22 protein-coding genes are annotated in these 23,735 nt (G+C 70.3%); 19 read left to right on the plus strand and 3 right to left on the minus strand.

The features are described 5' to 3' along the window. Positions 1–459: 459 nt before the first annotated feature. Both AAG801_RS20150 and AAG801_RS20155 read right to left on the minus strand, forming a co-directional pair. A complete protein-coding gene (locus AAG801_RS20150) occupies positions 460–1,434 on the minus strand; it encodes an alpha/beta fold hydrolase (RefSeq protein WP_341889952.1) in 975 nt (324 codons plus the stop codon). A 76-nt stretch (positions 1,435–1,510) separates the two neighbouring features. Continuing rightward, the gene (locus tag AAG801_RS20155; RefSeq protein ID WP_341889953.1) at positions 1,511–2,401 is read right to left on the minus strand and encodes an alpha/beta hydrolase; all 891 of its coding nucleotides are present in this window, start codon (positions 2,399–2,401) and stop codon (positions 1,511–1,513) included. 296 nt (positions 2,402–2,697) lie between these two features. Here AAG801_RS20155 and flhD point away from each other — a divergent pair, with 296 nt between their 5' ends. The 16 genes from flhD (at position 2,698) to AAG801_RS20235 (ending at position 19,121) form a co-directional block, all read left to right on the plus strand. Beyond that, a complete protein-coding gene (flhD, locus tag AAG801_RS20160; RefSeq protein WP_341889954.1) occupies positions 2,698–3,021 on the plus strand; it encodes a flagellar transcriptional regulator FlhD in 324 nt (107 codons plus the stop codon). Positions 3,022–3,023: 2 nt separating this feature from the next. Then, positions 3,024–3,584 (plus strand): flagellar transcriptional regulator FlhC, encoded by a 561-nt coding sequence (flhC, locus tag AAG801_RS20165; RefSeq protein ID WP_341889955.1) that lies wholly within the window; start codon positions 3,024–3,026, stop codon positions 3,582–3,584. Between the two features lie 229 nt (positions 3,585–3,813). Next, complete coding sequence (gene motA / locus AAG801_RS20170; RefSeq protein ID WP_341889956.1) at positions 3,814–4,674, plus strand: flagellar motor stator protein MotA; 861 nt, start codon at positions 3,814–3,816, stop codon at positions 4,672–4,674. Positions 4,675–4,807: 133 nt separating this feature from the next. Further along, positions 4,808–5,770 (plus strand): flagellar motor protein MotB, encoded by a 963-nt coding sequence (gene motB / locus AAG801_RS20175; RefSeq protein WP_341889957.1) that lies wholly within the window; start codon positions 4,808–4,810, stop codon positions 5,768–5,770. Positions 5,771–5,801: 31 nt separating this feature from the next. Then, on the plus strand, positions 5,802–6,200 hold the full coding sequence (gene cheY, locus AAG801_RS20180; protein WP_341889958.1) for a chemotaxis response regulator CheY: 399 nt from the start codon (positions 5,802–5,804) through the stop codon (positions 6,198–6,200). 26 nt (positions 6,201–6,226) lie between these two features. Continuing rightward, on the plus strand, positions 6,227–6,859 hold the full coding sequence (locus tag AAG801_RS20185) for a protein phosphatase CheZ (protein ID WP_341889959.1): 633 nt from the start codon (positions 6,227–6,229) through the stop codon (positions 6,857–6,859). Positions 6,860–6,986: 127 nt separating this feature from the next. Then, positions 6,987–8,153, plus strand: a complete 1,167-nt coding sequence (locus AAG801_RS20190) for an EscU/YscU/HrcU family type III secretion system export apparatus switch protein (protein WP_341889960.1) — start codon at positions 6,987–6,989, stop codon at positions 8,151–8,153. After that, complete coding sequence (flhA, locus tag AAG801_RS20195; protein WP_341889961.1) at positions 8,150–10,237, plus strand: flagellar biosynthesis protein FlhA; 2,088 nt, start codon at positions 8,150–8,152, stop codon at positions 10,235–10,237. The genes AAG801_RS20190 and flhA overlap by 4 nt, the downstream gene beginning before the upstream one ends. Then, entirely contained in the window at positions 10,234–11,823 is a 1,590-nt protein-coding gene (flhF, locus tag AAG801_RS20200; RefSeq protein WP_341889962.1) for a flagellar biosynthesis protein FlhF, read from the plus strand. The genes flhA and flhF overlap by 4 nt, the downstream gene beginning before the upstream one ends. A 55-nt stretch (positions 11,824–11,878) precedes the next feature. After that, the gene (locus AAG801_RS20205) at positions 11,879–12,706 is read left to right on the plus strand and encodes a flagellar biosynthesis protein (RefSeq protein WP_341889963.1); all 828 of its coding nucleotides are present in this window, start codon (positions 11,879–11,881) and stop codon (positions 12,704–12,706) included. A 16-nt stretch (positions 12,707–12,722) separates the two neighbouring features. Beyond that, positions 12,723–13,436 carry an RNA polymerase sigma factor FliA gene (locus tag AAG801_RS20210; RefSeq protein WP_341889964.1) on the plus strand — a complete coding sequence of 238 codons (714 nt, stop codon included), beginning with the start codon at positions 12,723–12,725 and terminating at the stop codon, positions 13,434–13,436. Between the two features lie 16 nt (positions 13,437–13,452). After that, complete coding sequence (locus AAG801_RS20215) at positions 13,453–14,811, plus strand: methyl-accepting chemotaxis protein (RefSeq protein WP_341889965.1); 1,359 nt, start codon at positions 13,453–13,455, stop codon at positions 14,809–14,811. A 16-nt stretch (positions 14,812–14,827) separates the two neighbouring features. Then, positions 14,828–15,574, plus strand: a complete 747-nt coding sequence (locus tag AAG801_RS20220) for a class I SAM-dependent methyltransferase (RefSeq protein WP_341889966.1) — start codon at positions 14,828–14,830, stop codon at positions 15,572–15,574. Positions 15,575–15,682: 108 nt separating this feature from the next. Continuing rightward, positions 15,683–16,888, plus strand: coding sequence for a DUF5666 domain-containing protein (locus AAG801_RS20225; RefSeq protein ID WP_341889967.1), 1,206 nt, complete (start codon positions 15,683–15,685; stop codon positions 16,886–16,888). A gap of 119 nt (positions 16,889–17,007) precedes the next feature. Further along, on the plus strand, positions 17,008–17,934 hold the full coding sequence (locus AAG801_RS20230; RefSeq protein WP_341889968.1) for a DUF6502 family protein: 927 nt from the start codon (positions 17,008–17,010) through the stop codon (positions 17,932–17,934). Beyond that, positions 17,931–19,121 carry a DUF5666 domain-containing protein gene (locus AAG801_RS20235; RefSeq protein WP_341889969.1) on the plus strand — a complete coding sequence of 397 codons (1,191 nt, stop codon included), beginning with the start codon at positions 17,931–17,933 and terminating at the stop codon, positions 19,119–19,121. The genes AAG801_RS20230 and AAG801_RS20235 overlap by 4 nt, the downstream gene beginning before the upstream one ends. On the opposite strand, the gene argH is transcribed toward AAG801_RS20235, so the two are convergent. Next, positions 19,122–20,519 carry an argininosuccinate lyase gene (gene argH, locus AAG801_RS20240; protein WP_341889970.1) on the minus strand — a complete coding sequence of 466 codons (1,398 nt, stop codon included), beginning with the start codon at positions 20,517–20,519 and terminating at the stop codon, positions 19,122–19,124. A 73-nt stretch (positions 20,520–20,592) separates the two neighbouring features. Between argH and AAG801_RS20245 the strand changes: the two genes are divergently transcribed. From AAG801_RS20245 to AAG801_RS20255, 3 genes are read left to right on the plus strand one after another with little or no spacing between them, the layout of a single operon-like run. Beyond that, entirely contained in the window at positions 20,593–21,681 is a 1,089-nt protein-coding gene (locus tag AAG801_RS20245; protein ID WP_341889971.1) for a histidine kinase, read from the plus strand. Next, positions 21,678–22,454, plus strand: a complete 777-nt coding sequence (locus AAG801_RS20250) for a LytTR family DNA-binding domain-containing protein (protein ID WP_341889972.1) — start codon at positions 21,678–21,680, stop codon at positions 22,452–22,454. The genes AAG801_RS20245 and AAG801_RS20250 overlap by 4 nt, the downstream gene beginning before the upstream one ends. Positions 22,455–22,476: 22 nt before the next feature. Then, positions 22,477–23,727, plus strand: a complete 1,251-nt coding sequence (locus AAG801_RS20255; protein ID WP_341889973.1) for a hypothetical protein — start codon at positions 22,477–22,479, stop codon at positions 23,725–23,727. Positions 23,728–23,735: the final 8 nt, after the last annotated feature.

Genomic DNA, 23,735 nt, shown 5'->3' on the forward strand with positions numbered 1-23,735 from the left:
TGACGCGCGCCGACCCCGGCGCTGCGCGTCTCGTCGCCGCCCAAATCGCCCCCAGCGGGCACCGCCTGCCGCGAAGTCCACCAGTGGGGTTCCTCGACCGGCATGCCACCGCTGGTTCAGCAAAGGCGCGCCCGGGCAGGCGCAGGCGCGCCTCTGAGGCGCCGAGAAGCACAGGGCTCGGGGCCGCGCGCGCAGCGCGCATCGTCTTCTGACTCGTCGCGGTTGTCCGAACGTAGCGACCGCAGGGAGCGTAGTGAGTTCTGCGACGGGCCACGAGACCGAGCATCGCAGGGGAGTCGGCGCGCAGCGGCGACCGCCGAGGCGAAGCGCCGGAGCCTGCCCGGGCGCGCCTTTGCCGCGCCGACCTCAACATGCAAAGTAGACGTCGAAGTTCCGCTCAGGGCCGCGAACGTACACCGAGGACAAGTTCGTTCCTTGAGTCTTCAACGCAGTTCGATATCAGCCAGCCTCGACGATGGCAGCCAGCGCTGCCGGGTCGATCACCAGGTCGAGGTGGCCGAGGCCCGGCATCATGCGCACCTTCAACTTCGGCTGGAGCGGCTCCAACAGCGGCGCATAGGCCTCGGCGCGGAACAGTTCGTCGCGCTCGCCGACGATCACTGTAGTGGGGCGCCGGATGGCGCGCACGTCGCCGAGGTAGTCCTCGTGCGGGCGGTAGGAGGTCTGCAGGCGGAAGGAGTAGGTGGCGGTGCGTGTGGCCGCCGCCTCGGGCGGCAGCGCGAAGGCCAGCACCGGCAGGTGCCCGAAGGCCTGCACGCCGAGGCGGTCGAGGATGGTCAGCGCGACGATGCGCGGCATGTTCACCTTCACCCAGCCGCCGGTGTCCGGCCGCGCGGTCGGCGCGGACTGATGCAGCAAGGGCGCGACCATCACGTAGCGGTCGAACAGCTCGGCGTTGGCGCCGCCGGCGGTGCGAAGTGCGAAGCCGCCGCCGGATGAGAAGCCGACCATCGTCAGCGAGGCGCCGGGGTGGCGCTGGCGCAGTGCGGCGACCGTGTCGGCGATGTCCTCATCGAGTTGCCCGACGTGGTGGATGTCGCCGCGGCGGCCGCTCTGGCCATGGCCGCGCATGTCCAGTGCGTAAGCGGCGATGCCGGCCTCGGCCAGCGCACGACCGACCAGGTGCATGTTGCGGCCGTCGGCCGACGAGCCGTGGGCCATCAGCACCAGCTTCGTCGCCGGGGTGGCCGGCAGGTAGGCGCGCATCGCCAGCAGCACGCCGTCGCGGGCGGGGATCGTCTGCACCGGTGGCGCGCCGCTGCTGTCGATGCGCCGGCCGGCCTGGGCGATGCTGGCCAGTGGCGGCGGGGCCTGGGTCGGCCAGGCGATCGCGGCGATCAGCAGGGCCGCGCAGACGGCGATGGCGGCGAGCAGGCGGCGCACGACGGCGCGGAGGGTGGGGTGCAGGTTCATGGCGCCAGTCTGCGCGGCTGCTGCTGCCGGGTCGACCCGGCTGCGACGAAGCGGCGCCGCCCGGCGCGAAACGCCGCTACAGCCGCGCGAGAAAGGCGTCGTAGCGCGCGAAGAAGGCGTCGGGCTGCTCGAAGAAGACCAGCGCGCCGGTGTCGAAGGGGTCGAAGCGCCAGTTGGCGCGGCCGGTGAAGGCCGCCTTGCCGCGGTAGTCGACGAAGTCGCCGCGGCTGCCGTGGCTCATCCATACCGGCAGCGCAAGGCTCTCGTAGACGCGGTGGATGTCGGCACTGAACAGGCCGCCGCCGAGGAAGTGCAGCGGCGCATGCCTTGCTTCGGGGGCGCGGGTGACGGCCACGGCGTACTGCCAGAGGTCCTCATCGATTTCCCGGCGGCCCCAGGTCTTCTCGAGGAAGAAGCGGATCACGCCCGGCCGCGTCAGTGCGCTGAACAGGCCACGGCTCCACAGCGGCAGCGACAGCACCCGGTGAAGCCCCGGCACGGCGCGCGTGCTGCCGGGAGGGCCGTCGCGTCGCTTGGTGCCATTGAACCCGGTCGGGCTGACCAGCGCCAGGCTGCGGAACAGTGCCGGCGCCTCGCTCACCGCGCGGGCCGCGAACTCGCAGCCCAGCGACAGCGCCATCACGTCGATCGGCCTGCCGCCGTGCCGGCGCTGCAACTCGCGCGCGGCGCAGAGCACGGCGTCGGTCATCAGCCGGGGTGTGTAGGCGCGCTCGCTGCGCTCGGACAGGCCGAAGCCCGGCAGGTCGACCGCGATCACCGGGCGTCGCGTGGCGTAGCGCTCCCATGCCGGGCGCATCTCGCGCGACGAGCCGGCGGCGTTGACGCTGTGCACCAGCAACAGCGGTGCTGCGCTGGCGGCATCGCCTGGCGGCTCGGAGAGATACAGCGCCAGCCGTCCCGCATCGCCACGCAACTCGAGCAGCCGGCCCGGCAGGGCGGGCGGCAAGGTCGGGGCAGGGGCAGGGGCTGTCGTCATGTCGGCCGGCGCACTATAGCCGCGCAGGCCGCAGCGCCTCGAACGGGCCGGTTCGTGACCGGCTGCACGAACCGGCCGCCGAGGGGCAGGCCGTGTAGGAATCTGCCTGACACACGCTGTGGAGGAAAGTGGACTCAAGCCCTGGAGATGGGCTGATGTTCCAGCCCAGTTGCACTGCTCACAATTCCTTCCATGCCGTCACGAAAGGCGGCTGCCAGACCCGAGTGACACAGACCAAGACAAGCAAGACAACCCGGAGCACTGCAATGAACGCCGACCAGATCCTCACCGAAATCCGCGAAGCCAACCTGTCCTACCTGATGCTGGCGCAGAGCCTGATCCGCGCCGACCGCGAGCAGGCGCTGTACCGACTGGGCATCAGCGAGGAGACCGCGTCGATGATCGCGCTGCTGACCCCCGCGCAGATGATGAAGATCGCCGCCGGCAACACGCTGCTGTGCAAGTTCCGCATGGACGACGACCTGGTCTGGGGCCTGCTGACCAACCACGGCAAGTCGGCCGCCAACGACACCACGACGCGCCTGCATGCGTCGATCCTGATGGCCGGCCGCCACCAAGAGGCCGCCTGATCATGGCCCGCGTCAAGAGCATCCTCACCGAGGCCCGCCAGATCGAGCGTGCCGTCACGCTGATCCACCTGGGTGCGCGCCTGCAGGTGCTGGAGTCGGAGACCGATCTGTCCTACGAGCGCCTGCTGCGCCTGTACAAGGAAGTCTCCGGCAAGTCGCCGAGCAAGGGCCAGCTGCCCTTCTCGACAGACTGGTTCATGACCTGGCAGCCGAACATCCACGCCAGCCTGTTCCTGAACATCCACGAGTACCTGAACAAGGTCGCCGAGATGGACGAGATCGACACCGTCATCAAGGCCTACCAGCTCTACCAGGAGCAGACCACCGCCCAGGGCCTGGAAGCGCTGCTGTCGGTGACGCGCGCCTGGCGCCTGGTCAAGTTCGTCGACAACGGCATGCTCACCATGACGAAATGCTCGAAATGCAGCGGCCATTTCGTCACCCATCCGCACGAGATTGCGAAACACTACGTCTGTGGCCTGTGCAATCCGCCGGCCCGCGCCGGCAAGGGCCACGCCGCCGGCTCGATCAAGGTCGCGGCCGAGCGCGCGACGGCGCACTGAAGTTTTCCGCCGGCCCGTCGATAACGGGTTGGTGAAACAGGTTTCTTGCTTGTCTCCTCCTGGCACGTCCCTAGTGCCTTCGACGCGGGTCCCTCGGGACCCGCTCTTTTCTTTGGGCGTCCGGTTTTCACCGGCTTCTCCCGCTCAAGACCACCTCCCGCACTGCCGATAAGACCTCGAAGCCGGGCCGATGTGGCGTCCGGCGAACCACCACGAATAAGCGCAAGTCATGTTCGTCATCATCGGTTGGGTCGTTGCGATGGGCTGCATCTTCGGCGCCTACATCGTGCACGGGGGCAACATGGGGGTCATCCTCAAGGCGCTGCCCACGGAGATGCTCGCCATCATGGGCGGTGCGCTCGGCGCGTTCGTGGTCAACAACCAGCCCAAGGTGCTGAAGGCGACGCTCGGCGGCCTCGGCGGCGTGTTCAAGGGCTCCAAGTACACGAAGGCGCGTTACATGGAGCTGCTCGCGCTGCTCTACGACATCCTGCAGAAGGCGCGCAAGGAAGGCCTGATGTCCATCGAGAAGGACGTCGAGGACCCGCACAGCTCGGCGCTGTTCCAGAAGTACGCCACCGTCGGCAGCGACCACCACGTGGTCGAGTTCGTCACCGACTACCTGCGCATGATGGTGTCGGGCAACCTGAACGCCCACGAGATCGAGTCGCTGATGGACAGCGAGATCGAGACCCACCACCACGAGGCGCACGCCCCGGCCGCCGCGGTCGCCCGCCTGGCCGGTGCGCTGCCGGCCTTCGGCATCGTCGCCGCGGTGCTCGGCGTCGTCAACACCATGGGCTCGGTCGGCCAGCCGCCGGCGGTGCTCGGCGGCATGATCGGCTCGGCGCTGGTCGGCACGTTCCTCGGCATTCTTCTCGCGTATGCGGTGGCCGAGCCCCTGGCCGGGCTGATGGAGCAGAAGGTCGACGAGGGCTCGAAGGAGCTGCAGTGCATCAAGACCACGCTGCTGGCCAGCATGCAGGGCTACGCGCCGCAGGTGGCCGTCGAGTTCGGCCGCAAGGTGCTGTACTCGACCGAGCGCCCGACCTTCAGCGAACTCGAAGGCCACGTCAAGGGTAAGAAGTAAATGAAGCCCCTCGTCCGACGAGTACGTCGGCCGATCCCCCGAGGGGATGCGGGCCGGCGCGGTCCACGAAGTGGGCCGCTTCGTGGCCCACGGAGCGGCCCGGCGCTCGGCCCGCTAGCGTACGGAGGCGACGATGGCAGGTGACTCGAAGAAGCTCCAGCCGATCATCGTCAAGAAGATCAAGAAGGGTGGCCATGGCCACCACGGCGGCGCGTGGAAGATCGCCTACGCCGACTTCGTGACCGCGATGATGGCCTTCTTCCTGCTGATGTGGCTGCTCGGCTCGACCACCGAAGGCGACAAGAAGGGCATCGCCGACTACTTCAACTCGCCGCTGAAGATCGCCATGCTGGGCGGCTCGGGCTCGGGCGACTCGTCCTCGATCATCAAGGGCGGGGGCACCGACCTGTCGCGCAGCGGCGGCCAGGTCAAGCAGGGCGATGTCGAAGCCAAGAAGCGCACCATCAACCTGCAGGCCCTGAAGGCCGAGCACAAGCGCGCCGAGATGGCCAAGCTGCAGGCGGTCAAGGAGAAGGTGGAGGAGGTGCTCGCCTCCAACCCCAAGCTCGCCGCGATGCGTTCGCAGATCCGCCTGGACATGACCGAGGACGGGCTGCGCATCCAGATCGTCGACGAACTGAACCGCGCAATGTTCGACAGCGGCAGCGCGGTCGTGCAGCCGCACATGCGTGAACTGCTGCGCGAGATCGGCAGCGTGCTCGCTGAAGTGCCCAACCGGCTGACGCTGGAGGGCCACACCGACGCGCAGCGCTTCGCTGCCGGCGACCACGGCTACGGCAACTGGGAACTGTCCAGCGACCGGGCCAACGCCTCGCGCCGCGAACTGGTGATGGGCGGGCTGCCCGACGAGCACGTGCTGCGCGTGCAGGGCCTCGCCTCCAGCCAGCCCTTCGAACCCGACGACCCGGCCAGCCCGGCGAACCGGCGCATCAGCATCATCGTGATGAACCGCGAAGCCGAAGACCGCATCCTGCGCCCAGGCCCGCCGGTCGAGCCCGCAGCGGCTCCGCAACCGGAACTTGTCGACCACACCGTGGTGGAGCCGGTCTCAACTTTCGTTCCGCCCGCCCGATAACTTCACGAGCTTGTCCGCAACGAGGACCGACATGAGCAACCCCACCGACCTGAAATTCCTGATCGTCGACGACTTCTCCACCATGCGGCGCATCGTGCGCGGCCTGCTCAAGGAGATGGGCTGCAACAACGCCGAGGAGGCCGAGGACGGCGCCGTGGCGTTGAACATGCTGAAGAACGCGAAGTTCGACTTCGTCGTCAGCGACATCAACATGCCCAACATGACCGGCTTCGAGCTGCTGGCCGCGATCAAGAAGGACGAGTCGCTCAAGCACCTGCCGGTGCTGATGGTGACCGCCGAGGCGCGCAAGGAGGACATCGTGCGCGCAGCGCAGGATGGTGCCGCCGGCTACATCGTCAAACCTTTCACGAAGGCGACGCTGGAAGAGAAGGTGCAGAAGATCCTGCAGAAGCTCGCCGCCACCGCCTGACCCCCCGCCACTCCAGGGACAACAACATGAAGATGGACGATCTCCCGGAACTGGCGAACCAGACGGCCGCCGCCGCTTCGCCCGAGGTGTTCCACCAGCTCGGCGTGATCACCCGCCAGCTGCACGACACGCTGACGCAGCTCGGCGTGATGCCCAAGCTGCAGACTGCGGCCGATGGTCTGCCCGACGCGCGCAGCCGGCTCAACTACATCGCCACCAAGACCAGTGACGCAGCCAACAAGGTGCTCAACTCGGTCGATTCGGCCAAGGCCGACCATGCGCACATCTCCAGCGAGACGCGGCGCATCGCGCAGGCCATCGTCAAGGACCCGGTCAAGGCCGTGGCCTCCGGCGCGGTGATGAACTTCGTCGGCGACGTCGAGGCGGCCACGGCGCGCATCGACGCGCACCTGACCGACATCATGATGGCGCAGGACTTCCACGACCTCACCGGCCAGGTGGTGGCCAAGGTGGTCTCGCTGGCCACCGAGCTGGAGGACAGCCTGGTCAAGCTGCTGGTGCAGGCCGCGCCGCCCGAGCAGGCGCAGAAGGTCGAATCGAGTGTTCTCAACGGCCCGGTGGTGAACCCGGAAGGCCGCACCGACGTGGTCAAGGACCAGGCGGAAGTCGACGACCTGCTGGCCAGCCTGGGCTTCTAGCCGCCCACTGCGTCACACCCCGCCGGAAGGGCCGCGATAAGCGGCCCTTTTTGCGTGCTGATCCGGCTCAAGTTCCAGGCCCCGCCCGGAACAATGGCCTGGCCCCCTCGATGCGGGGCGTCACGCCATGGCCGACCAGGACGCACAGGACCGCAATCTCCCAGCCTCAGCCCGCAAGCTGCAGAAAGCGCGCGAGCAGGGCCAGGTCGCGCGTTCGCGTGACCTCGGGCACTTCGCCGCCATCGCGGTGGGTGGCGCGCTGCTGGTGGCGGCGATGCCGCTGGCCACCGGCTGGCTGCAGCAGGGCCTGGCACAGGCGCTGCGCTTCGACGCGCGCGCCGTCGCCAACCCGCACTACATGATCGAGCGCCTGGCCGAACTGACCACGACGATGATGTGGATGGTGCTGCCGCTGGGCGTGGTGATGATGCTGGTGGCGGTCGCGGTCAGCGTCGTCTCGGGCGGCTGGAACTTCACGCTCAAGCCGCTGCTGGAGCCCAAGTTCGCCTTCCTCAACCCGGTCGCCGGCGTCATGCGGCTGTTCTCCAAGCGCCAGATGATCGAGGCGCTGAAGGCGTGCGGGCTGGCGCTGATCCTCGGCACCATCGGCGGCCTCTACCTGCGCGCGCACATCGGCGACTTCGCCGCGATGCTGGGCATGAGCCTGCCGGCCGCGGTGAGCAGCGCCGCCGGCACCGTGCTCGGCGGCATGGCGCTGCTGGTGCTCGCGCTGGCTGCGTTCGCGGCGGTGGACGTGCCGCTGCAGCGCAAGCTGCACGCCGACCAGTTGAAGATGAGCCACCAGGAAGCCAAGCAGGAGCACAAGGAGTCCGAGGGCAACCAGGAGGTCAAGGGCAAGCAGAAGGCGAAGATGCGCGAGGTCTCGCGCCGCCGCATGCTGGCCGCCATCCCGCAGGCAGACCTGGTGGTGATGAACCCGACCCACTACGCCGTTGCGCTGAAGTACGAGGACGGCCGGATGGGCGCGCCGCGCGTGGTCGCCAAGGGCGCCGACCTGCTGGCGCTGAAGATCCGCGACATCGCCAAGGACGCCAAGGTGCCGGTGCTGCAGGCGCCGGTGCTCGCCCGCGCGCTGTATGCACACACCAAGCTGGACCAGGAGATCCCGCAGGCGCTGTTCGCCGCGGTGGCCCAGGTGCTGGCCTACGTCTACCAGCTGCGTGCCGCGATGGCCGGCCGCGGCGCAGCGCCCGGCGAACTGCCCGAACTGCCGGTGCCGCCCGAGCTCGACCCGCACCACACCCCCGCGCCTGACATGGAGCACTTCGAATGACCCCCTTCGTCAAGCAACTGCAGGACATGCTCGGGCCGAACGGCCGCGCACTGCGTGCGCTGATGGCGCCGCTGGCGGTGATCATGATCCTGGCGATGATGGTGCTGCCGCTGCCGCCCTTCGCGCTGGACCTGCTGTTCACCTTCAACATCGCGATGGCGCTGATGGTGATGATGGTGGCGTCGTACATGATCAAGCCGCTGGACTTCGCCGCCTTCCCGACGGTGATCCTGCTGACCACGCTGCTGCGCCTGTCGCTCAACGTCGCCTCCAGCCGCGTCGTGCTGATGGAGGGGCACACCGGGCCGGGCGCGGCGGGCCAGGTGATCGAGTCCTTCGGCCACTTCCTGATCGGCGGCAACTTCGCGGTCGGCCTGATCGTCTTCGCCATCCTGGTGGTGATCAACTTCATCGTCGTCACCAAGGGCGCCGAGCGCATCGCCGAAGTCGGTGCGCGCTTCACGCTGGACGCGATGCCCGGCAAGCAGATGGCGATCGACGCCGACCTCAACGCCGGCCTGATCGACGAGAAGGAAGCCAAGCGCCGCCGCCAGGAAGTCGGCGACGAGGCGGAATTCTTCGGCTCGATGGACGGTGCCAGCAAGTTCGTGCGCGGCGATGCCATCGCCGGGCTGCTGATCCTGTTCATCAACATCATCGGCGGCTTCGTCATCGGCGTGGCCCAGCACGGCCTGTCGGCCGGCGAGGCGGCCAACAGCTACATCCTGCTGGCGGTGGGCGACGCGCTGGTCGCGCAGATCCCGGCGCTGCTGATCTCGGTGGCGGCGGCGATGGTGGTGTCGCGCGTCGGCAAGGAGCAGGACGTCGGCAGCCAGATTGCCAAGCAGGTGTTCAATTCGCCGCGCTCGCTGGCGGTCACCGCCGGCGTGATCGGCGCGCTCGGCCTGATCCCGGGCATGCCCAACCTGGTGTTCCTGACGATCGGCTCGGCGCTGGGCTACGCCGCCTGGTGGATGAAGGAGCGCGACCGCAAGCTCAAGGAGCAGGAGCCGGTGCGCCCGGCCGAGGCCGCGCAGGCCAATCCGGAGGCGACCTGGGACGACCTGCAGCCGGTCGACACACTGGGCCTGGAAGTCGGCTATCGGCTCATCGCGCTGGTCGACAAGACGCGCCAGGGCGACCTGCTCGCGCGCATCAAGGGCGTGCGCAAGAAGTTCGCGCAGGACGTCGGCTTCCTGCCGCCGCCGGTGCACATCCGCGACAACCTCGAACTCAAGCCCAGCGCCTACCGCATCACGCTGCGCGGCGCGGTGGTCGGCGAGGGCGAGGCCTACCCCGGCATGCTGCTGGCCATCAACCCCGGCGGAGCGAGCACCAACCTCATCGGCACACGCACCGTCGACCCGGCGTTCGGACTGCCTGCGGTGTGGATCGAGGAGCGCCAGCGAGAGGCTGCACAGATGGGCGGATTTACCGTCGTTGATTGCTCGACCGTCGTGGCGACCCATCTTTCACACTTGATGCAACTCCACGCGGCCAAGTTGCTCGGTCGTGTCGAGACGCAACAGCTGGTCGAGCATGTGACCAAGCTGGCCCCCAAGCTGATCGAGGACGTCGTGCCCAAGATGGTCGGAATCGCCGCGCTGCAGAAGGTCCTCCAGCTCTTGCTGGAAGAAGGCGTGCACATCCGCGACATGCGCTCGATCGTCGAGTGCCTGGCCGAGCACAGCGCCACCGTGACCGACCCGGCCGAGCTGGCGCGGCGCATCCGCATCCACCTGGCGCCGTCGATCGTGCAGCAGATCTACGGCCCCACGAAGGAGCTCGACGTGATCGCGCTCGAACCCGACCTCGAGCGCCTGGTGACCCAGGCGCTGAACTCGCCGCACGGCGCCGTGCTCGACCCCGGCGTGGCCGACACGCTGGCGCGCCGCGCCGCCGAGTCCGCGCAGCGCCAGGAAGACCTGGGCGTGCCGGCCTGCCTGCTGGTGCCGGACATGATCCGCGCGCCGATGGCCCGGCTGCTCAAGCGCGCCGCCCCCCGTCTGCGCGTGCTCGGGCACAGCGAGATCCCTGAAACGCATTCGATCCGTATCGGCTCGGTGATAGGAGCACAGGCATGAACTGCAAACGCTTCACGGCACGTACCTCGCGCGAGGCGCTGACCCTGGTGCGCCAGGCTTTCGGCGAAGACGCCGTCGTGCTCTCCACCAAGCCCTGCCCGGAAGGTGTCGAGGTGCTGGCGATGGCGCCGGAGGGCATGGCGCACATCGAGCAGCTCTCTGCCACGGCGCCGAAGGTGAGCGCCCCCGCGGTCAGGCAGACGCCGCCGGCGCGCAAGGGCAAGAGCCTGGCCGAACGCATCGAGCCCGAAGCGGCGGCGACGCCGGTGGAAGACGACGTGCGCAAGCTGTCGATGAGCACGCTGTCGTTCCAGGATTTCGTTCGCGAGCGCATGCTCAAGCGCCGCCAGGACGCGATGAGTGACGTCTCGCGCTTCCCCGACGACGCCGTCGACATGCCGATCATCGGCTCCTACACCGAGGTGCCGCCGGCGCCGCCCGTGCAGGCCGCGCGTCCCGCCGCGCCGGTGCGCCCTGCGGCCCGCGCCGCCGAGCCGGTGGTCGAGCGCAGCGGTGCGCTGAACGCCCGCATGAACGGCGCCGTGCCGGCGCCGGCGATGCCCGCCCGCGCCGCCGCGCCGGTGCCCGTTCTGCATGACACGCCGGCGCTGGCCGCCGAGGTGCCGCCCGCCGCCACGCGCCGCGAGCAGGAAGAGATGATGAAGGAACTGCGCCTCGTGAAGGGCCTGATCGAGGAGCGCTTCGGCGCCCTGGCCTTCATGGAGAAGCTGCAGCGCCAGCCGGCGCAGGCGCGCCTGACGCAGAAGCTGCTCGACTGCGGCTTCTCGCCGGCGCTGATCCGCAAGCTGGCCGACGCGATGCCGCACGAGGTGGTCGACGAGAGCGGTTGGGCCGCTTCGGTGCTCGAGCGCAACATCGTCACCGGCGAGGCCGACGGCGCGCTGGAGGACCAGGGCGGCGTCTACGCGCTGGTCGGCGCCACCGGCGTCGGCAAGACGACCAGCACGGCCAAGATCGCCGCCGCGTTCGCCGCCAAGTACGGCGCCGCCAACCTCGGCCTGATCACGCTGGACGCCTACCGCGTCGGCGCCCACGAGCAGTTGCGCGCCTACGGCCGCATCCTCGGCGTGCCGGTGCACACCGCGCACGACCGCGCCTCGCTGGAAGACCTGCTGGAACTGCTGGCGCAGAAGAAGATGGTGCTGATCGACACTGCCGGCATGGCGCAGCGCGACAGCCGCACCCGCGAGCTGCTCGACATGCTGCAGCACCGCGCGATCAAGCGCCTGCTGGTGGTCAACGCCGCCTCGCAGGGCGAGACCATCGAGGACGTGATGATCTCCTACCGCGCCGCCAGCTGCTGCGGCGTGGTGCTGTCCAAGCTCGACGAGGCGGTCAAGCTGGGCCCTGCGCTGGACGCGCTGATCCGCCACAAGCTGAAGGTGGTCGGCGTGGCCAACGGCCAGCGTGTGCCGGAGGACTGGCACCGCCTGTCGGCCAACGCGCTGGTGCACCGCGCGCTGCGCGGCGGCGGCAGCTCGGCCTACAAGCTCGACGCCGGCGACGTCAACCTGATCTTCGCGGCGCCGCGCAGCGGCCTGCTGCACGCTGCGGCCACGCACTGAGCGCGGCGGGCCACGAACCAATACCGACAACGACATCACCGCTGCCCTGCCGAAGATGCGCCACGACGACTCCAAGACCATGCCGCTGGACCAGGCCGATGGCCTGCGCCGCCTGTTTGCCCGCCACCGCGTGAAGCTCATTCCGGTGGTCTCCAACCCGCATGTCGCCTTCGGCGGCATGCTGCTCGAGCGCCTGTGTGTCGGCTTTGCCGAGCATGGCCTGCACGTGCTGGTGGCCGACGCTTCCGAGCGCGCCAGCGCGGCCTCCGAGCTGGCGGTGATGGACCTGCGCGACGCCATCGAGCGCCTGTCCGACCAGGTGTCGTACCTGGCGGCGCGCGGCCTGCCGATCCGCCACGTCGATGCGACCGGCTCGACCGCGCCCTTCCTGCAGGCGCTGTCGGATGCCGCGCCGCGCGCCGAAGTGATCCTGGTTCATGCACCCGCCAACGAACTCTGCCGGCTGTTCGCGCGCAGCGCCGAACTGGCGCGGCGCAGCGGCGACGAGAGCGCGCTGGTGCGCCCGCTGCTGCTGGCCGACGACCGGCCGGCCAGCGTGACCCACGCCTATGCGGCGATGAAGCTGCTGTCGCAGCGCGCCGGCCTGGTCGTGCACGACCTGCTGCTCGGCGCCGCGCCGAACTCGCCGCGCGCCGAGCGCATCGCGATGCAGCTGGCCACCTGCGCCGACGACTTCCTCGGCGCGGTGCTGCGCGACTGGGTGCGCCTCGACCCCGCCACCGATGCGAGCGAGCCGCCCTGCGAACCGCTGCGCCGCTGGGTGCGCGAGACGCTGCGCCTGGATGCCACGCCGGCCTCGATGGCCGCGCCGTACTACGTCGACCGTCCGCAGCACGCTGCGGCCGGCTGGGCGATGAACTGATCTCGGGAGCCAAGCGATGTACACCGCCAAGGGACGCCTCGACCTCGACTCGATGCTCAAGCAGTACAGCCCGCTGGTGCGCCGGCTGGCCCACCAGATGATCGCCAAGCTGCCGGCCAACGTGGAGCTCGACGACCTGATCCAGGTCGGCATGATCGGCCTGGCCGACGCGCTGTCGCGCTTCGACGAGGCGCAGGGCGTGCAGTTCGAGACCTTCGCGACGCAGCGCATCCGCGGCGCGATGCTCGACGAGCTGCGCGGCAACGACTACCTGTCGCGCGGCACGCGCAAGCAGCAACGCTCGATCGAGAGCGCGGTGCACAAGCTCGAGCAGAAACTCGGCCGCGCGCCGGCGGAGAGCGAGATCGCCCGCGAGATGGGCCTCAGCCTGGTCGAGTACCAGGAGCTGCTCGGCAAGGTGCGCGGCACGCAGCTCGTCTACCTGGAAGACATGTCCGGCGACGACGGTGACAACGACTACCTCGATCGCCACGTCGCCGACGAGCAGGCCAACCCGCTCGCGCAGCTGCAGGACCACCGCATGCGCGAGGCGCTGGTCGAGGCGATCAAGCATCTGCCCGAGCGTGAACAGTACGTGATGTCGATGTACTACGAGCACGACATGAACCTGAAGGAGATCGCGGCGGTGCTCAAGGTCACCGAATCGCGTGTCTGCCAACTTCACAGCCAGTCGATCGCGCGCCTGCGCGTGAAGCTGCGCGAATACTGAACCGCGGAGGTCTTCCATGTTGAGTCTGCTTCGCCGGCGCCAGGGCGCCGAGGAGCCGGCAGCAGTCCAGCCGGTGCAGGAATCGTCCGACGCGGCGACGCTGCGCGCCGCGGTGCGCTCGATCGCCGAGCGCGCCAGCTCGATGGGCCGCGAGGCCGCCGAAGTGCGCGGCGTGATCGACGACACCACCAAGGCCGCGCAACGCAGTGCCAAGGCGGTGTCGGCGCTTGCGCAGCGTGTTCAGGAAGTCACGCAGGCGCAGCAGGCCATCGGCCAGACCACGCAGGCCAGCCTCGGCGCGGTGGACCGCGCCCGCGAGGCGGTCGAGGGCGTCGGCCAGGAAGTCGCGGCAATCGTCGCGACGCTGCGCCAGGTGGCCGACGCCGCCGGTGGCATCACGCAGATCGCCTTGCAGACCCGGCTGGTCGCCTTCAACGCCTCGGTCGAGGCCAAGCGTGCCGGCGAGGCCGGCCGCGGCTTCGGCGTCGTCGCCGATGCGGTCAAGGACCTGGCCGCCAAGGTCGAGGCCAGCGCCAAGCAGATCATGAGCACGGTGTCCGAGCTGAACACGCGCATCGAGTCGCTGGCCACCGAGATCCGTGCCGAGTCGGGCGCGGCCGGACAAGGCGCCTTCCACCGCGCGCTGGCCGATGTGCAGGCCGGTGTGGGCCGCATCAACGATGCCGCCGATGGCAGCCGCGTGATCTGCGCCGACCTCGGCGAACGCATGGGCGCAATCGAGGGTGAGATGCACGCCACCGGGACTTCGCTGGACTCGGCGATGTCGCGCAGCGAGTCCTTCCTGCGCATCTCCGAGCAGCTGATCGAAACGGTCTCGCAATGCGGCATCGAGACCGAGGACACGCCCTACATCCAGGCGGCGCAGCAGGCGGCTGCGCAGATTGCGCAACTGCTCGAGGGCGCGATGCGCACCGGCAACGCGACGATGGCCGACCTGTTCGACGAGGCGTACCAGCCGGTCGCGGGCAGCGATCCGCCGCAGCACCTGACGCGCTTCGTCTCGCTGGCCGATCGCCTGTTTCCGCAGGTGCAGGAGCATGCGCTGTCGATCAGCCCGAAGGTCGTCTACTGCATCGCGGTGGACCGCAACGGCTACGTGGCGACGCACAACCAGAAGTACTGCCAGCCGCAGCGCGCCGGCGACGTGGTGTGGAACACCGCCAACAGCCGCTGGCGGCGCATCTTCAACGACCGCACCGGTCTCGCCTCCGCGCGCAATGAGCGGCCGTTCCTGCTGCAGACCTACCGGCGCGACATGGGCGGCGGCCGCTTCGTGGTGATGAAGGAGGTGGCGGCGCCGATCGTCGTCGGCGGTCGCCACTGGGGCGGGCTGCGGCTGGCCTTCCAGTTCTGAGACGCGCGGCGGCGCCGTGGTCTGGCCCCTGCCCGCACTGGCCGCCTGGGCGGCATCGTGGGCTCTGTTCGTCGGACTGACACGGCTGGGTGCCGGCGCGCCGATCGCTCTCGTGCTCGGCGCCGCGCTCGGCCTGGTGCTGGCGCTGCCGGCCGCGACGCGCTGGCGGCGCATCTTCGTCGCGGCGGGCTTCCCGCTCTCGCTGGCCGCCTCCGGGCTGGGCGGTGCGCTGCCGGCCTGGGCCTGGCTGCTGCCGCTGGGCTTGCTGCTGCTGCTCTACCCGCTCAACGCCTGGCGCGACGCGCCGATGTTCCCCACGCCCGCCGGTGCCTTGCAGGGGCTGGCCCGGCTCGCGCCCTTGCCCGAGGGAGCCGCGGTGCTCGATGCCGGGTGCGGCTTGGGCGATGGCCTGCGCGAACTGCACCGCGAGTACCCCGCAGCGAGCCTGGCCGGCATCGAATGGAGCTGGCCGCTGCGGCTGGCCTGCGCCTGGCGCTGCCGCTTCGCCCGTGTGCGCCGCGGCGACATCTGGGCGGCGGACTGGTCACGCCAGGACCTCGTCTATCTCTTCCAGCGACCGGAGAGCATGCCGAGGGCCCTCGCCAAGGCACGCCAGGAACTGCGTGCCGGCGCCTGGCTCGCCAGCCTCGAGTTCGAAGCTCCCGACCAGCGCCCGAGCGCCGTGCTGCGCGGTCCCGGGCGCAAGCCGGTGTGGCTGTACCAGATGCCGCAGGCGCCTGCGCCATCTCCGTTACAAACATGAAGTGGGAAAACTAGCCCAAATCATTGACTGGGAAAATTATCCCAAGTAGTCTTTCGCCCATGGTGTGAAGCGCGGGGGCGTGCTGCACCTACCTTCGAGGAGCGAAAGATGAACAGCAAGCAAGCAAGCTGGACCCGCCGCCGTTTCGGCTGGACGACGACCCTGACCACCCTGATGGCCATCGGCCTGATCAGCGCCTGCGGCGGTGGTGGTGGCAGCAGCACGGGCGACGGCGTGACCGCCGCGTCGACCTTCACCGTGGGAGCGGTGCGCGGCTTCGGCTCGATCATCGTCAACGGCGTGCGCTTCGATGACAGCGGCGCCGAGATCGAGAACGAGGACGGCGCGCGCGGCAGCAGCGACGACATCCGGCTCGGCAGCATGGTCGAGGTCGAGAGCGGCCGCATCGACGACAGCACCGGCCGTGCCACCGCCGTGCGCATCCGCTTCGGCAGCGAGATCAAGGGGCCGGTGGCCAGCGTGGACCCCGCAGCGAACAGCTTCGTCGTGCTCGGCCAGGTCATCGAGGTGAAAGCGGAGACGGTGTTCGACGACTCGCTGGGCGCCAGCGGCGTCGCAGGGCTGGCGGGCAAGGTCGTCGAGGTGCACGCGCAACGCGATGCGGCCACCGGCCACTACGTCGCCACGCGCATCGAAGCCGAGAATGCGGCGACCAGCTTCAAGGTGAACGGCACGATCAGCGCGCTGGACACCACGGCGAAGACCTTCCGCATCGGCGACGCGCTGATCTCCTACGCCACGCTCAACGCGGCCGACATGCCGGCCGGTCTGGCCGACGGCATGAAGGTGCGCGTGCGCATGGCCATCGATCAGGTCAACGGAACGTGGGTGGCCACTGGCATCCGCGGCGGCGATCGCCGGGTCGACGACCATGACGACGCACGCCTGCAGGGCAACGTGACGGCCTACACCTCGGCGACGCAGTTCGAGGTCAACGGCATCCCCGTCGACGCCAGCGCCGCACGCATCGACAAGGGCCCGGTGAACGCCGGCTCGATCGTCGAGGTGCGTGGCTCCGCCAGGAACGGCACGCTCGTCGCCGAGCGGGTCAAGGTGCTCGACGGCAGCGACGACTCGATCAGCGGCGTCGAACTGCACGGTGACGTCAGCGGTGTCGACGGCACGACCAAGACCTTCATGCTGCGCGGCGTGAAGGTGGCCTACGGCGGCAGCGTGAGCTACGAGCGCGGCAGCGAGGCGCAGGTGGTCGACGGCGCCAGGGTCGAGGTCAAGGGCACGCTGTCGGACGACCGCAGCACGCTGACGGCCGCGTCGATCAAGTTCGAGGACTGACCCACGCGAACGGGGGGTGCGCAATCGCGCACTGCCGCACGGATGTGCGGGGGCGGTACGGTTTTGATACCGTGCCGCCCCTTTCGCATGCCGGCCGGCAGGTACCATCTCGGCCGACCGTGAACGAACCTCTTCTGCATCCCGACGGAAACCTGCCGCCCGGCGAACAACCGGCGTTGATCGATGCCCTCCGCCGCCTGCTGGTGCCGCTGGCACGGTTGGCGGTCTCACGTGGCGTGACCCATGCCACCGTCGACGAGATGCTGCGTGCGGCATTCGTCGACGTGGCGCATGCCGCCTACCCCCAACTGCTCGAGCACCGGCGCGTCAGCCGCATCAGTGCGGCCACAGGCATCAACCGGCGCGAGGTGACTCGCCTGACCGACGCCCGCCAGCGCCGTGCCGAGCCCGCGCGCTCGTACCCGAGCGAGGCTTTCGCGCGCTGGTCGACGCACTCCGAATACCTCGACGCCGAGGGGCGGCCGCGCGTGCTGCCGCGGCTCGGCGTCGCACCGAGCTTCGAGACGCTGGCGCAGTCGGTGACGCGCGACATGCATCCGCGCAGCCTGCTGGAAGAGCTGATGCGGCTCGGCCTCGCCGAGCACAACGCTGACGCCGACACCGTGTCGCTGCGCCGCGAGGCCTTCGTGCCGCGCGGCGACGAAGCACGCATGGTCGGATTCATGGGCGACAACCTCGGCGATCACTTCAGCGCCGCCGTCGACAACGTGCTCGCGGTCGGCCGCGAGCACTTCGAGCAGGCGATCTACGCCGACGGGTTGTCGGACCGATCGCTCGCCGAACTGCGCGAGCTGGTGACGCAGCACTGGCGCACGATGACCAGCGAACTGGTGCCCCGCATCGAGAAGATGATTGCCGCCGACGACGCGGCCGGGATCGGCAGCACGCTCGGCCCCGGCAACCGCATGCGCATCGGCCTGTTCAGCTACCAGGTCGCGGCGGACGAGCCGGACGCACCGCCCGCTGCCACGACCGCACGCAAGCCGGCACGACGTACCCGCCGGCGCGAAGGAGATGCGACATGAGCTCGACCCCGTTCGCGGCACTGGCTGCCGGCTGGCGCACCGCCGGTGCGGCAGTGCTGTTCCTCGCCGCGCTGGTGGCCGGCTGCGGTGGCAGCGTGGGCGTGGGCGGCACCGGGTCGTACGCGTCCGGGCCGATCGAGGGGTTCGGCTCGATCTTCGTCGGCGGCATCGAGTTCGACGACAGCAGCGCGACCGTGGTCGACGACGACGGCATCGAGCGCACGCGCAGCGCGCTGCGCCTGGGGCAGAGCACCGAGATCGACAGCGAGGCGATAGTCGGCACGGACGACGCGCCGACCGCCGTCGCGACGCGCATCCGCATGATCGCCGAGCTGGTCGGCCTGGCCAGCCAGATCGACACCAGCGCCGGCACGCTCGTCGTGTTCGGCCAGACCGTGCTCGTCGTCGACGGCGCGACCGCGTTCGATCCGAGCTTCGTCAACGGCCTGGCGAGCGTGGCGGACGGTGCGGCGGTCGAGGTCTCGGGCTTCTATGACGCTGCCGCGAATCGTTATGTCGCCACGCTGATCGCGCCGCGCAGCGGGCCGCTGACCGCGTACCAGGTGCGCGGCCCGGTGCAGGATCTCGACACGACGGCCCGCACCTTCCGCATCGGCGCAGCCCTGTTCGCCTACGATGGCGCCCAGCCGCTGCTCGATGACGGTGCCTACCTGCGCGTGCGCGCGCAAACCGTGCCGGTCGGCGGCCGCTGGGTGGTGACCGAGGTGGCCTCCGGTGCGCGCGAACTGCCGGACCTGGACCGTGTCAAGCTGCGCGGCGCCATCACGAGCTTCGTCTCTTCCACCGAGTTCAGCGTCAATGGCCAGCCGGTCGACGCCCGTGCGGCGCGCCGCATCGGCCAGCCCGGCGAGCTCGCGCTGGGCAAGCCGGTGGTGGTGGATGGCAGCGCGGTCGACGGCGTGCTCGTGGCCAGGACCGTTCGCCTGGACGAACGCGGCGGCGGCGCCGACCAGGGCTCCATCACGCTGGCCGGCGCGATCCAGTCGGTCGACGCGCCCGGGCGTTCCTTCGTGCTGCGCGACACCACCGTCTACTACGGCGGCAACGGCGTGCAGTTCGAGGGTGGCACCGAGGCGCAGCTGGCGACCGGGCGCGCGGTCACGGTGCGTGGTGTGGTGGCCGGCCAGAGCGCGCGGGTCAACGCGCGCCGCATCAGCTTCGACTGATCAGGCCAGCCGTGCGCGGTGCCGCGCCACCTGCGCTCGCACCTGCGCCGGCGCGGTGCCGCCGAGCAGGTTGCGGGCGTTCAGCGAGCCGCGCAGCGTGAGCACCTCGAACACGTCCTCGCCGATCGCCGGGTGCAGGCTCTGCAGTGTCGCCAGCGGCAGTTCGGCGAGGTCGAGCCCCAGGCCGATGGCCGTCTTCACCGCATGCGCCACGGCCTCGTGCGCATCGCGGAAGGGCAGGCCCTTCTTCACCAGGTAGTCGGCCAGGTCGGTCGCCGTGGCGTAACCCTTCAGCGCGGCGCGCTCCATCGCCTCCGGCTTGACGACGATGCCGCCGACCAGCTCGCAGAAGATGCGAAGCGTGTCGCGCAGCGTGTCGACGGTGTCGAACAGCGGTTCCTTGTCTTCCTGGTTGTCCTTGTTGTAGGCCAGCGGCTGGCCCTTCATCAAGGTGAGCAGCCCCATCAGGTGGCCGACCACGCGGCCGGTCTTGCCGCGCGCCAGCTCCGGCACGTCGGGGTTCTTCTTCTGCGGCATGATCGACGAGCCGGTGCAGAAGCGGTCGGCCAGGTCGATGAAACCGAAGTTCTGGCTCATCCACAGCACCAGCTCCTCGCTGAAGCGGCTGACGTGGATCATCGCCAGGCTCGCGGCGGCCGTGAACTCGATGGCGAAGTCGCGGTCGCTGACTGCGTCGAGGCTGTTCTGGCAGACGCCTTCCATGCCCAGCGTCTTCGCGACGCGCTCGCGGTCGAGCGGGTAACTGGTGCCGGCCAGTGCGGCGCTGCCCAGCGGCAGGCGGTTGGTGCGGCGGCGCACGTCCGCAAAGCGTTCGGCGTCGCGCGAGAACATCTCCACGTAGGCCAGCAGGTGGTGGCCGAAGCTGACCGGCTGGGCCACCTGCAGGTGCGTGAAGCCGGGCAGGATGACCTCGGCGTTCTTCTCTGCCACCTCGACCAGCGCGCGCTGCAGTTCGACCAGCAGTGCGGCGATGCCGTCGATCTCGTCGCGCAGCCACAGCCGCACGTCGGTGGCCACCTGGTCGTTGCGTGAACGGCCGGTGTGCAGCCGCTTGCCGGCGTCGCCGACGATCTGTGTCAATCGCGCCTCGATGTTCAGGTGCACGTCCTCCAGCGCGAGCTTCCATTCGAAGCTGCCGGACTCGATCTCTGCGCGGATCTGCGCCATGCCGCGCTGGATGTCGGCGAGGTCGGTGGCGCCGATCACGCCCTGGGCGGCCAGCATCTCGGCATGGGCCAGGCTGCCGGCGATGTCGGCGCGCCACAGGCGCTTGTCGAACTCGATGCTGGCGGTGTAGCGCTGCACCAGCTCGCTCATCGGCTCCGAGAACAGCGCGGACCACGCCTGGGACTTCTTGTCGAGTTGGTTGGAGGACATGGCGGGGGCGCCGGGTTTGGCGACAATGCGGGAGGCGCCGCGATTCTATCGGCGCCCCTGCGAACCTCCTCCGATGAGCGCCGAGCCCAGCGTCCTTCCTGCCAGCAGCACCGCCGAACCGCGCAGCACCGGCTTCGGCTCGACCGTGCTGGACACGCTGATGCCCGGCGAGGCTGCGGCCCGGCGCCCGGCGTCGGTATTCGACGTCTGCCATGCCGGCGTGGTGCTGCGCACCCTGCTGGCCGTCGAGGCGGCGGTGGGCCTGGGCGTGCTGTTCGTTGCCGTCGATTTCCAGGCCTGGTTGTCGCGGCTGGCTGCTGCCTCCTCGGTGGCGGTGCCGGCGGTGCTGCTGTGGCTGAGCACCGCCTGCCTGCTCAAGCGCCCGCTCGGTGCCCTGTCGCCAGCCGCGCGCTGGCTGGTGGCAATGGGGCTGGGCGCGCTGTCCGCAGCCGTGCCGGCCCTGCTGCTGTTGCCGCTCGGCCTGGACGTGCTCGGTGCGCAGCCGCTGCTGGCGCCGGTGCTGGCCGGCGCCGGCGCCGCGGCCGCGGTGTACGGCTGGCTGCGCTGGCGCGCCCGTGCGCTGCTGCCCGCCGAAACCACGGCACGCCTGGCCGAGCTGCAGTCGCGCATCCGCCCGCACTTCCTCTTCAACACGCTGAACACCGCACTGGCGCTGGTGCGTGTCGATCCGGCGCGCGCCGAGGGGGTGCTGGAGGATCTGGCCGAACTGTTCCGCGTCGCGCTGACCGACATCGGCGAATCGGTGTCGCTGGCCGAAGAGGTCGAACTGGCGCGGCGCTACCTCGACATCGAGCAGGTGCGCTTCGGTGCGCGGCTGAACATCGTCTGGGAACTCGACGACGAGGCCGGCAGCGCGCGCGTGCCGCCGCTGATCCTGCAGCCGCTGGTCGAGAACGCCGTTCGCCATGGCGTCGAGCCCGCACCCGAGGGTGGCACGGTGCGCATCCGCACCCGCGTGAAGGCCGGGCGCGCGCAGGTGGTGATCGCCAACACCGTGCCGGCCCAGGCCTCGCGGCCCGGCAACGGCATGGCACTGAAGAACGTGCGCGAGCGGCTCAACCTGATGCACGACATGGCCGCGCAGTTCGAGGCGCGTCGCGTCGATGGCGCTTTCAGGGTGCAACTGGTCGTACCGCTATGAATGCCCCGCTGCGTGTCCTGCTGGTCGACGACGAGGAGCTTGCGCGGCTGCGCCTGCGCACGCTGGTCGGCGACTGCCGCGAGGTGCCGGCGGTGGTGATCGGCGAGGCGGCCAACGCGGCCCAGGCGCTGGACTTTCTGGCCTCGCATCCGTGCGACCTGCTGCTGCTGGACATCCACATGCCGGGGCTGGACGGCATGCAGTTCGCGCAGCGGCTGCGCAGCCAGCCGGATGCGCCGGCGGTGGTGTTCGTCACTGCCCACGCCGAGCATGCGTTGCAGGCCTTCGAGCTGGAGGCGGTCGACTACCTGACCAAGCCGGTCAAGCGCGAGCGCCTGCAGGCGGCGCTGCAGCGTGTCGCGCAGCGGCTGGCGCTGCGCACCGGGCAGGCCGCAGCGGCGCCGGGGCCCGACGGCATGCTCGTCGTCAGCGATCGCGGCCGCGTGGTGCGGGTGCCGCTGGCCGAGGTGCTCTACCTGAAGGCAGAGCTGAAGTACGTCACTCTGCGCACGGCGCAGCACAGTTTCGTGCTCGACGACTCGCTGGCAGAGCTCGAGTCGCGCCTGGGCGAGCGCTTCCTGCGCGTGCACCGCAACGCGCTGGTCGCGCGCGTCGCGGTGCGCGCGCTCGAGCGCCGCACGCTCGCCGGTGAAGGCGACGACGAGGGCGCCGAGGCCTGGGCGGTGCGGGTCGCGCCGGTCGACGAATGGCTCGCGGTGTCGCGTCGCCAACTGGCCGCGGTGCGCGAAGCGCTCACCGCCGCCGGGCACTGAGATCGTCACCCGCATGCGGCCGGTGCGCATATGGTTCGACCGCCCCGGCGTGCGCTGGCCGCGCGCGCTGCTGCTGGCCGCGCTGGGCACGGCAGTCGTGGCGTGGTGGCTGGGCAGCGGGGTCGACGACGTGCGCGATCGGCAGCCGCAGGTGCAGGCGTCCGGAGACCCGGCCGCGGCGGTGGCGCCGGCCAGTGCCGCCGCTGCGCGGCGTGTCGACACCGCTGCACTGCCGGCAACTGCCTCGCAGCCGGCGAACGATCCGGCCGCGGCGCCCGGCGCCGAGGTGCGCGTCTGCGGCCTGGGCAGCGTGGCGGCCGGCAGCGGCGGCGCCGACCTGGCCGCGCGCCGCTTGCGCGCCGAGCGCACGCGCCCGGTGATGCAGCGCTGGCTGGAGGCCTTGCAGGCGGGGCCCGAGCCGCGCGGCAAGGCGGTCGCCCAGGTGCTCGCGCCGGTGCTCGCCGCGCCGCCGGTCGCGCCGGTGCGCCCGGCCTGTGCCGACGACGCCGATTGCCCGACGCTGTCCACCGCGGCGGCCACGTCGGCGTGGGTGTCGCAGCGCGAGCGTGTGGCCGAACTGGCCGAGGTCAGCCGCGACCCGGGGCTGCTGGCCTTCGCGCTGCAGGCGTGCGGCACCGGCTCGAAGCCGGACGAGGCCGGTGCCTGCGCCCGCCTGGCCGCCGAGGACGCAGTCGCCGCCGACCCCGCGCACGCCGAGCCGTGGCTGCAACTGGCGGCGGCCGAGCTGGCGCGCGGCGAAGACGAGTCGGCCACGGACGCCATGCGGCATGCGCTGGCGGTGCCCTTCGGGCGCGTGGCCGAGCAGGCACTGTTCGCCGCCGTGCAGTCGGCGCAGCCGGCCGATGCCGGCGTGCAGGAGCGCCTGCAGATGGGCGAGGCGCTGCAGGCCTTGCGTGCGGGCTGGCGCGAGGCCGGCGGCGCGGCGGCGTCGGCCTGGTGCGGCCCCTCCGCACTGGCCGTGGCGGGCCGGCGCGAGCTGTGCCAGCAACTGGCCGAGCACCTGGTGCTGCGCGGCGCCACGCTGCAGGACGTGTCCAGCGGCCGCGCCATCGGCAAGCGCCTGGGCTGGTTCCCCGAGCGCATGGCCGCCGCTGCCCGCGACCTCGATGCCGCGGCGCGGCTGGCCGACAGCTTCCGCGGTGCCGAGGCGCACGACTGCCCGGCCGCGCAACGCCAGCTCGACTACTTCGCCGCCGTGGCGGCCCAGGGCGAAGTGGCCGCGGTGCGGCGCTTCGCCACGCTGCGGCCCTGAATGCCGCC

The organism is Variovorax sp. YR752 (assembly GCF_943372545.1).

Bases quoted from the DNA above. Each gene is read 5' to 3' on its own strand.
- AAG801_RS20150 (WP_341889952.1), bottom strand. From the start codon at position 1,434: ATGAACCTGCACCCCACCCTCCGCGCCGTCGTGCGCCGCCTGCTCGCC.
- flhD (WP_341889954.1), top strand. From the start codon at position 2,698: ATGAACGCCGACCAGATCCTCACCGAAATCCGCGAAGCCAACCTGTCC.
- flhC (WP_341889955.1), top strand. From the start codon at position 3,024: ATGGCCCGCGTCAAGAGCATCCTCACCGAGGCCCGCCAGATCGAGCGT.
- motA (WP_341889956.1), top strand. From the start codon at position 3,814: ATGTTCGTCATCATCGGTTGGGTCGTTGCGATGGGCTGCATCTTCGGC.
- motB (WP_341889957.1), top strand. From the start codon at position 4,808: ATGGCAGGTGACTCGAAGAAGCTCCAGCCGATCATCGTCAAGAAGATC.
- cheY (WP_341889958.1), top strand. From the start codon at position 5,802: ATGAGCAACCCCACCGACCTGAAATTCCTGATCGTCGACGACTTCTCC.
- AAG801_RS20185 (WP_341889959.1), top strand. From the start codon at position 6,227: ATGAAGATGGACGATCTCCCGGAACTGGCGAACCAGACGGCCGCCGCC.
- AAG801_RS20190 (WP_341889960.1), top strand. From the start codon at position 6,987: ATGGCCGACCAGGACGCACAGGACCGCAATCTCCCAGCCTCAGCCCGC.
- flhA (WP_341889961.1), top strand. From the start codon at position 8,150: ATGACCCCCTTCGTCAAGCAACTGCAGGACATGCTCGGGCCGAACGGC.
- flhF (WP_341889962.1), top strand. From the start codon at position 10,234: ATGAACTGCAAACGCTTCACGGCACGTACCTCGCGCGAGGCGCTGACC.
- AAG801_RS20205 (WP_341889963.1), top strand. From the start codon at position 11,879: ATGCGCCACGACGACTCCAAGACCATGCCGCTGGACCAGGCCGATGGC.
- AAG801_RS20210 (WP_341889964.1), top strand. From the start codon at position 12,723: ATGTACACCGCCAAGGGACGCCTCGACCTCGACTCGATGCTCAAGCAG.
- AAG801_RS20215 (WP_341889965.1), top strand. From the start codon at position 13,453: ATGTTGAGTCTGCTTCGCCGGCGCCAGGGCGCCGAGGAGCCGGCAGCA.
- AAG801_RS20225 (WP_341889967.1), top strand. From the start codon at position 15,683: ATGAACAGCAAGCAAGCAAGCTGGACCCGCCGCCGTTTCGGCTGGACG.
- AAG801_RS20235 (WP_341889969.1), top strand. From the start codon at position 17,931: ATGAGCTCGACCCCGTTCGCGGCACTGGCTGCCGGCTGGCGCACCGCC.
- argH (WP_341889970.1), bottom strand. From the start codon at position 20,519: ATGTCCTCCAACCAACTCGACAAGAAGTCCCAGGCGTGGTCCGCGCTG.
- AAG801_RS20245 (WP_341889971.1), top strand. From the start codon at position 20,593: ATGAGCGCCGAGCCCAGCGTCCTTCCTGCCAGCAGCACCGCCGAACCG.
- AAG801_RS20250 (WP_341889972.1), top strand. From the start codon at position 21,678: ATGAATGCCCCGCTGCGTGTCCTGCTGGTCGACGACGAGGAGCTTGCG.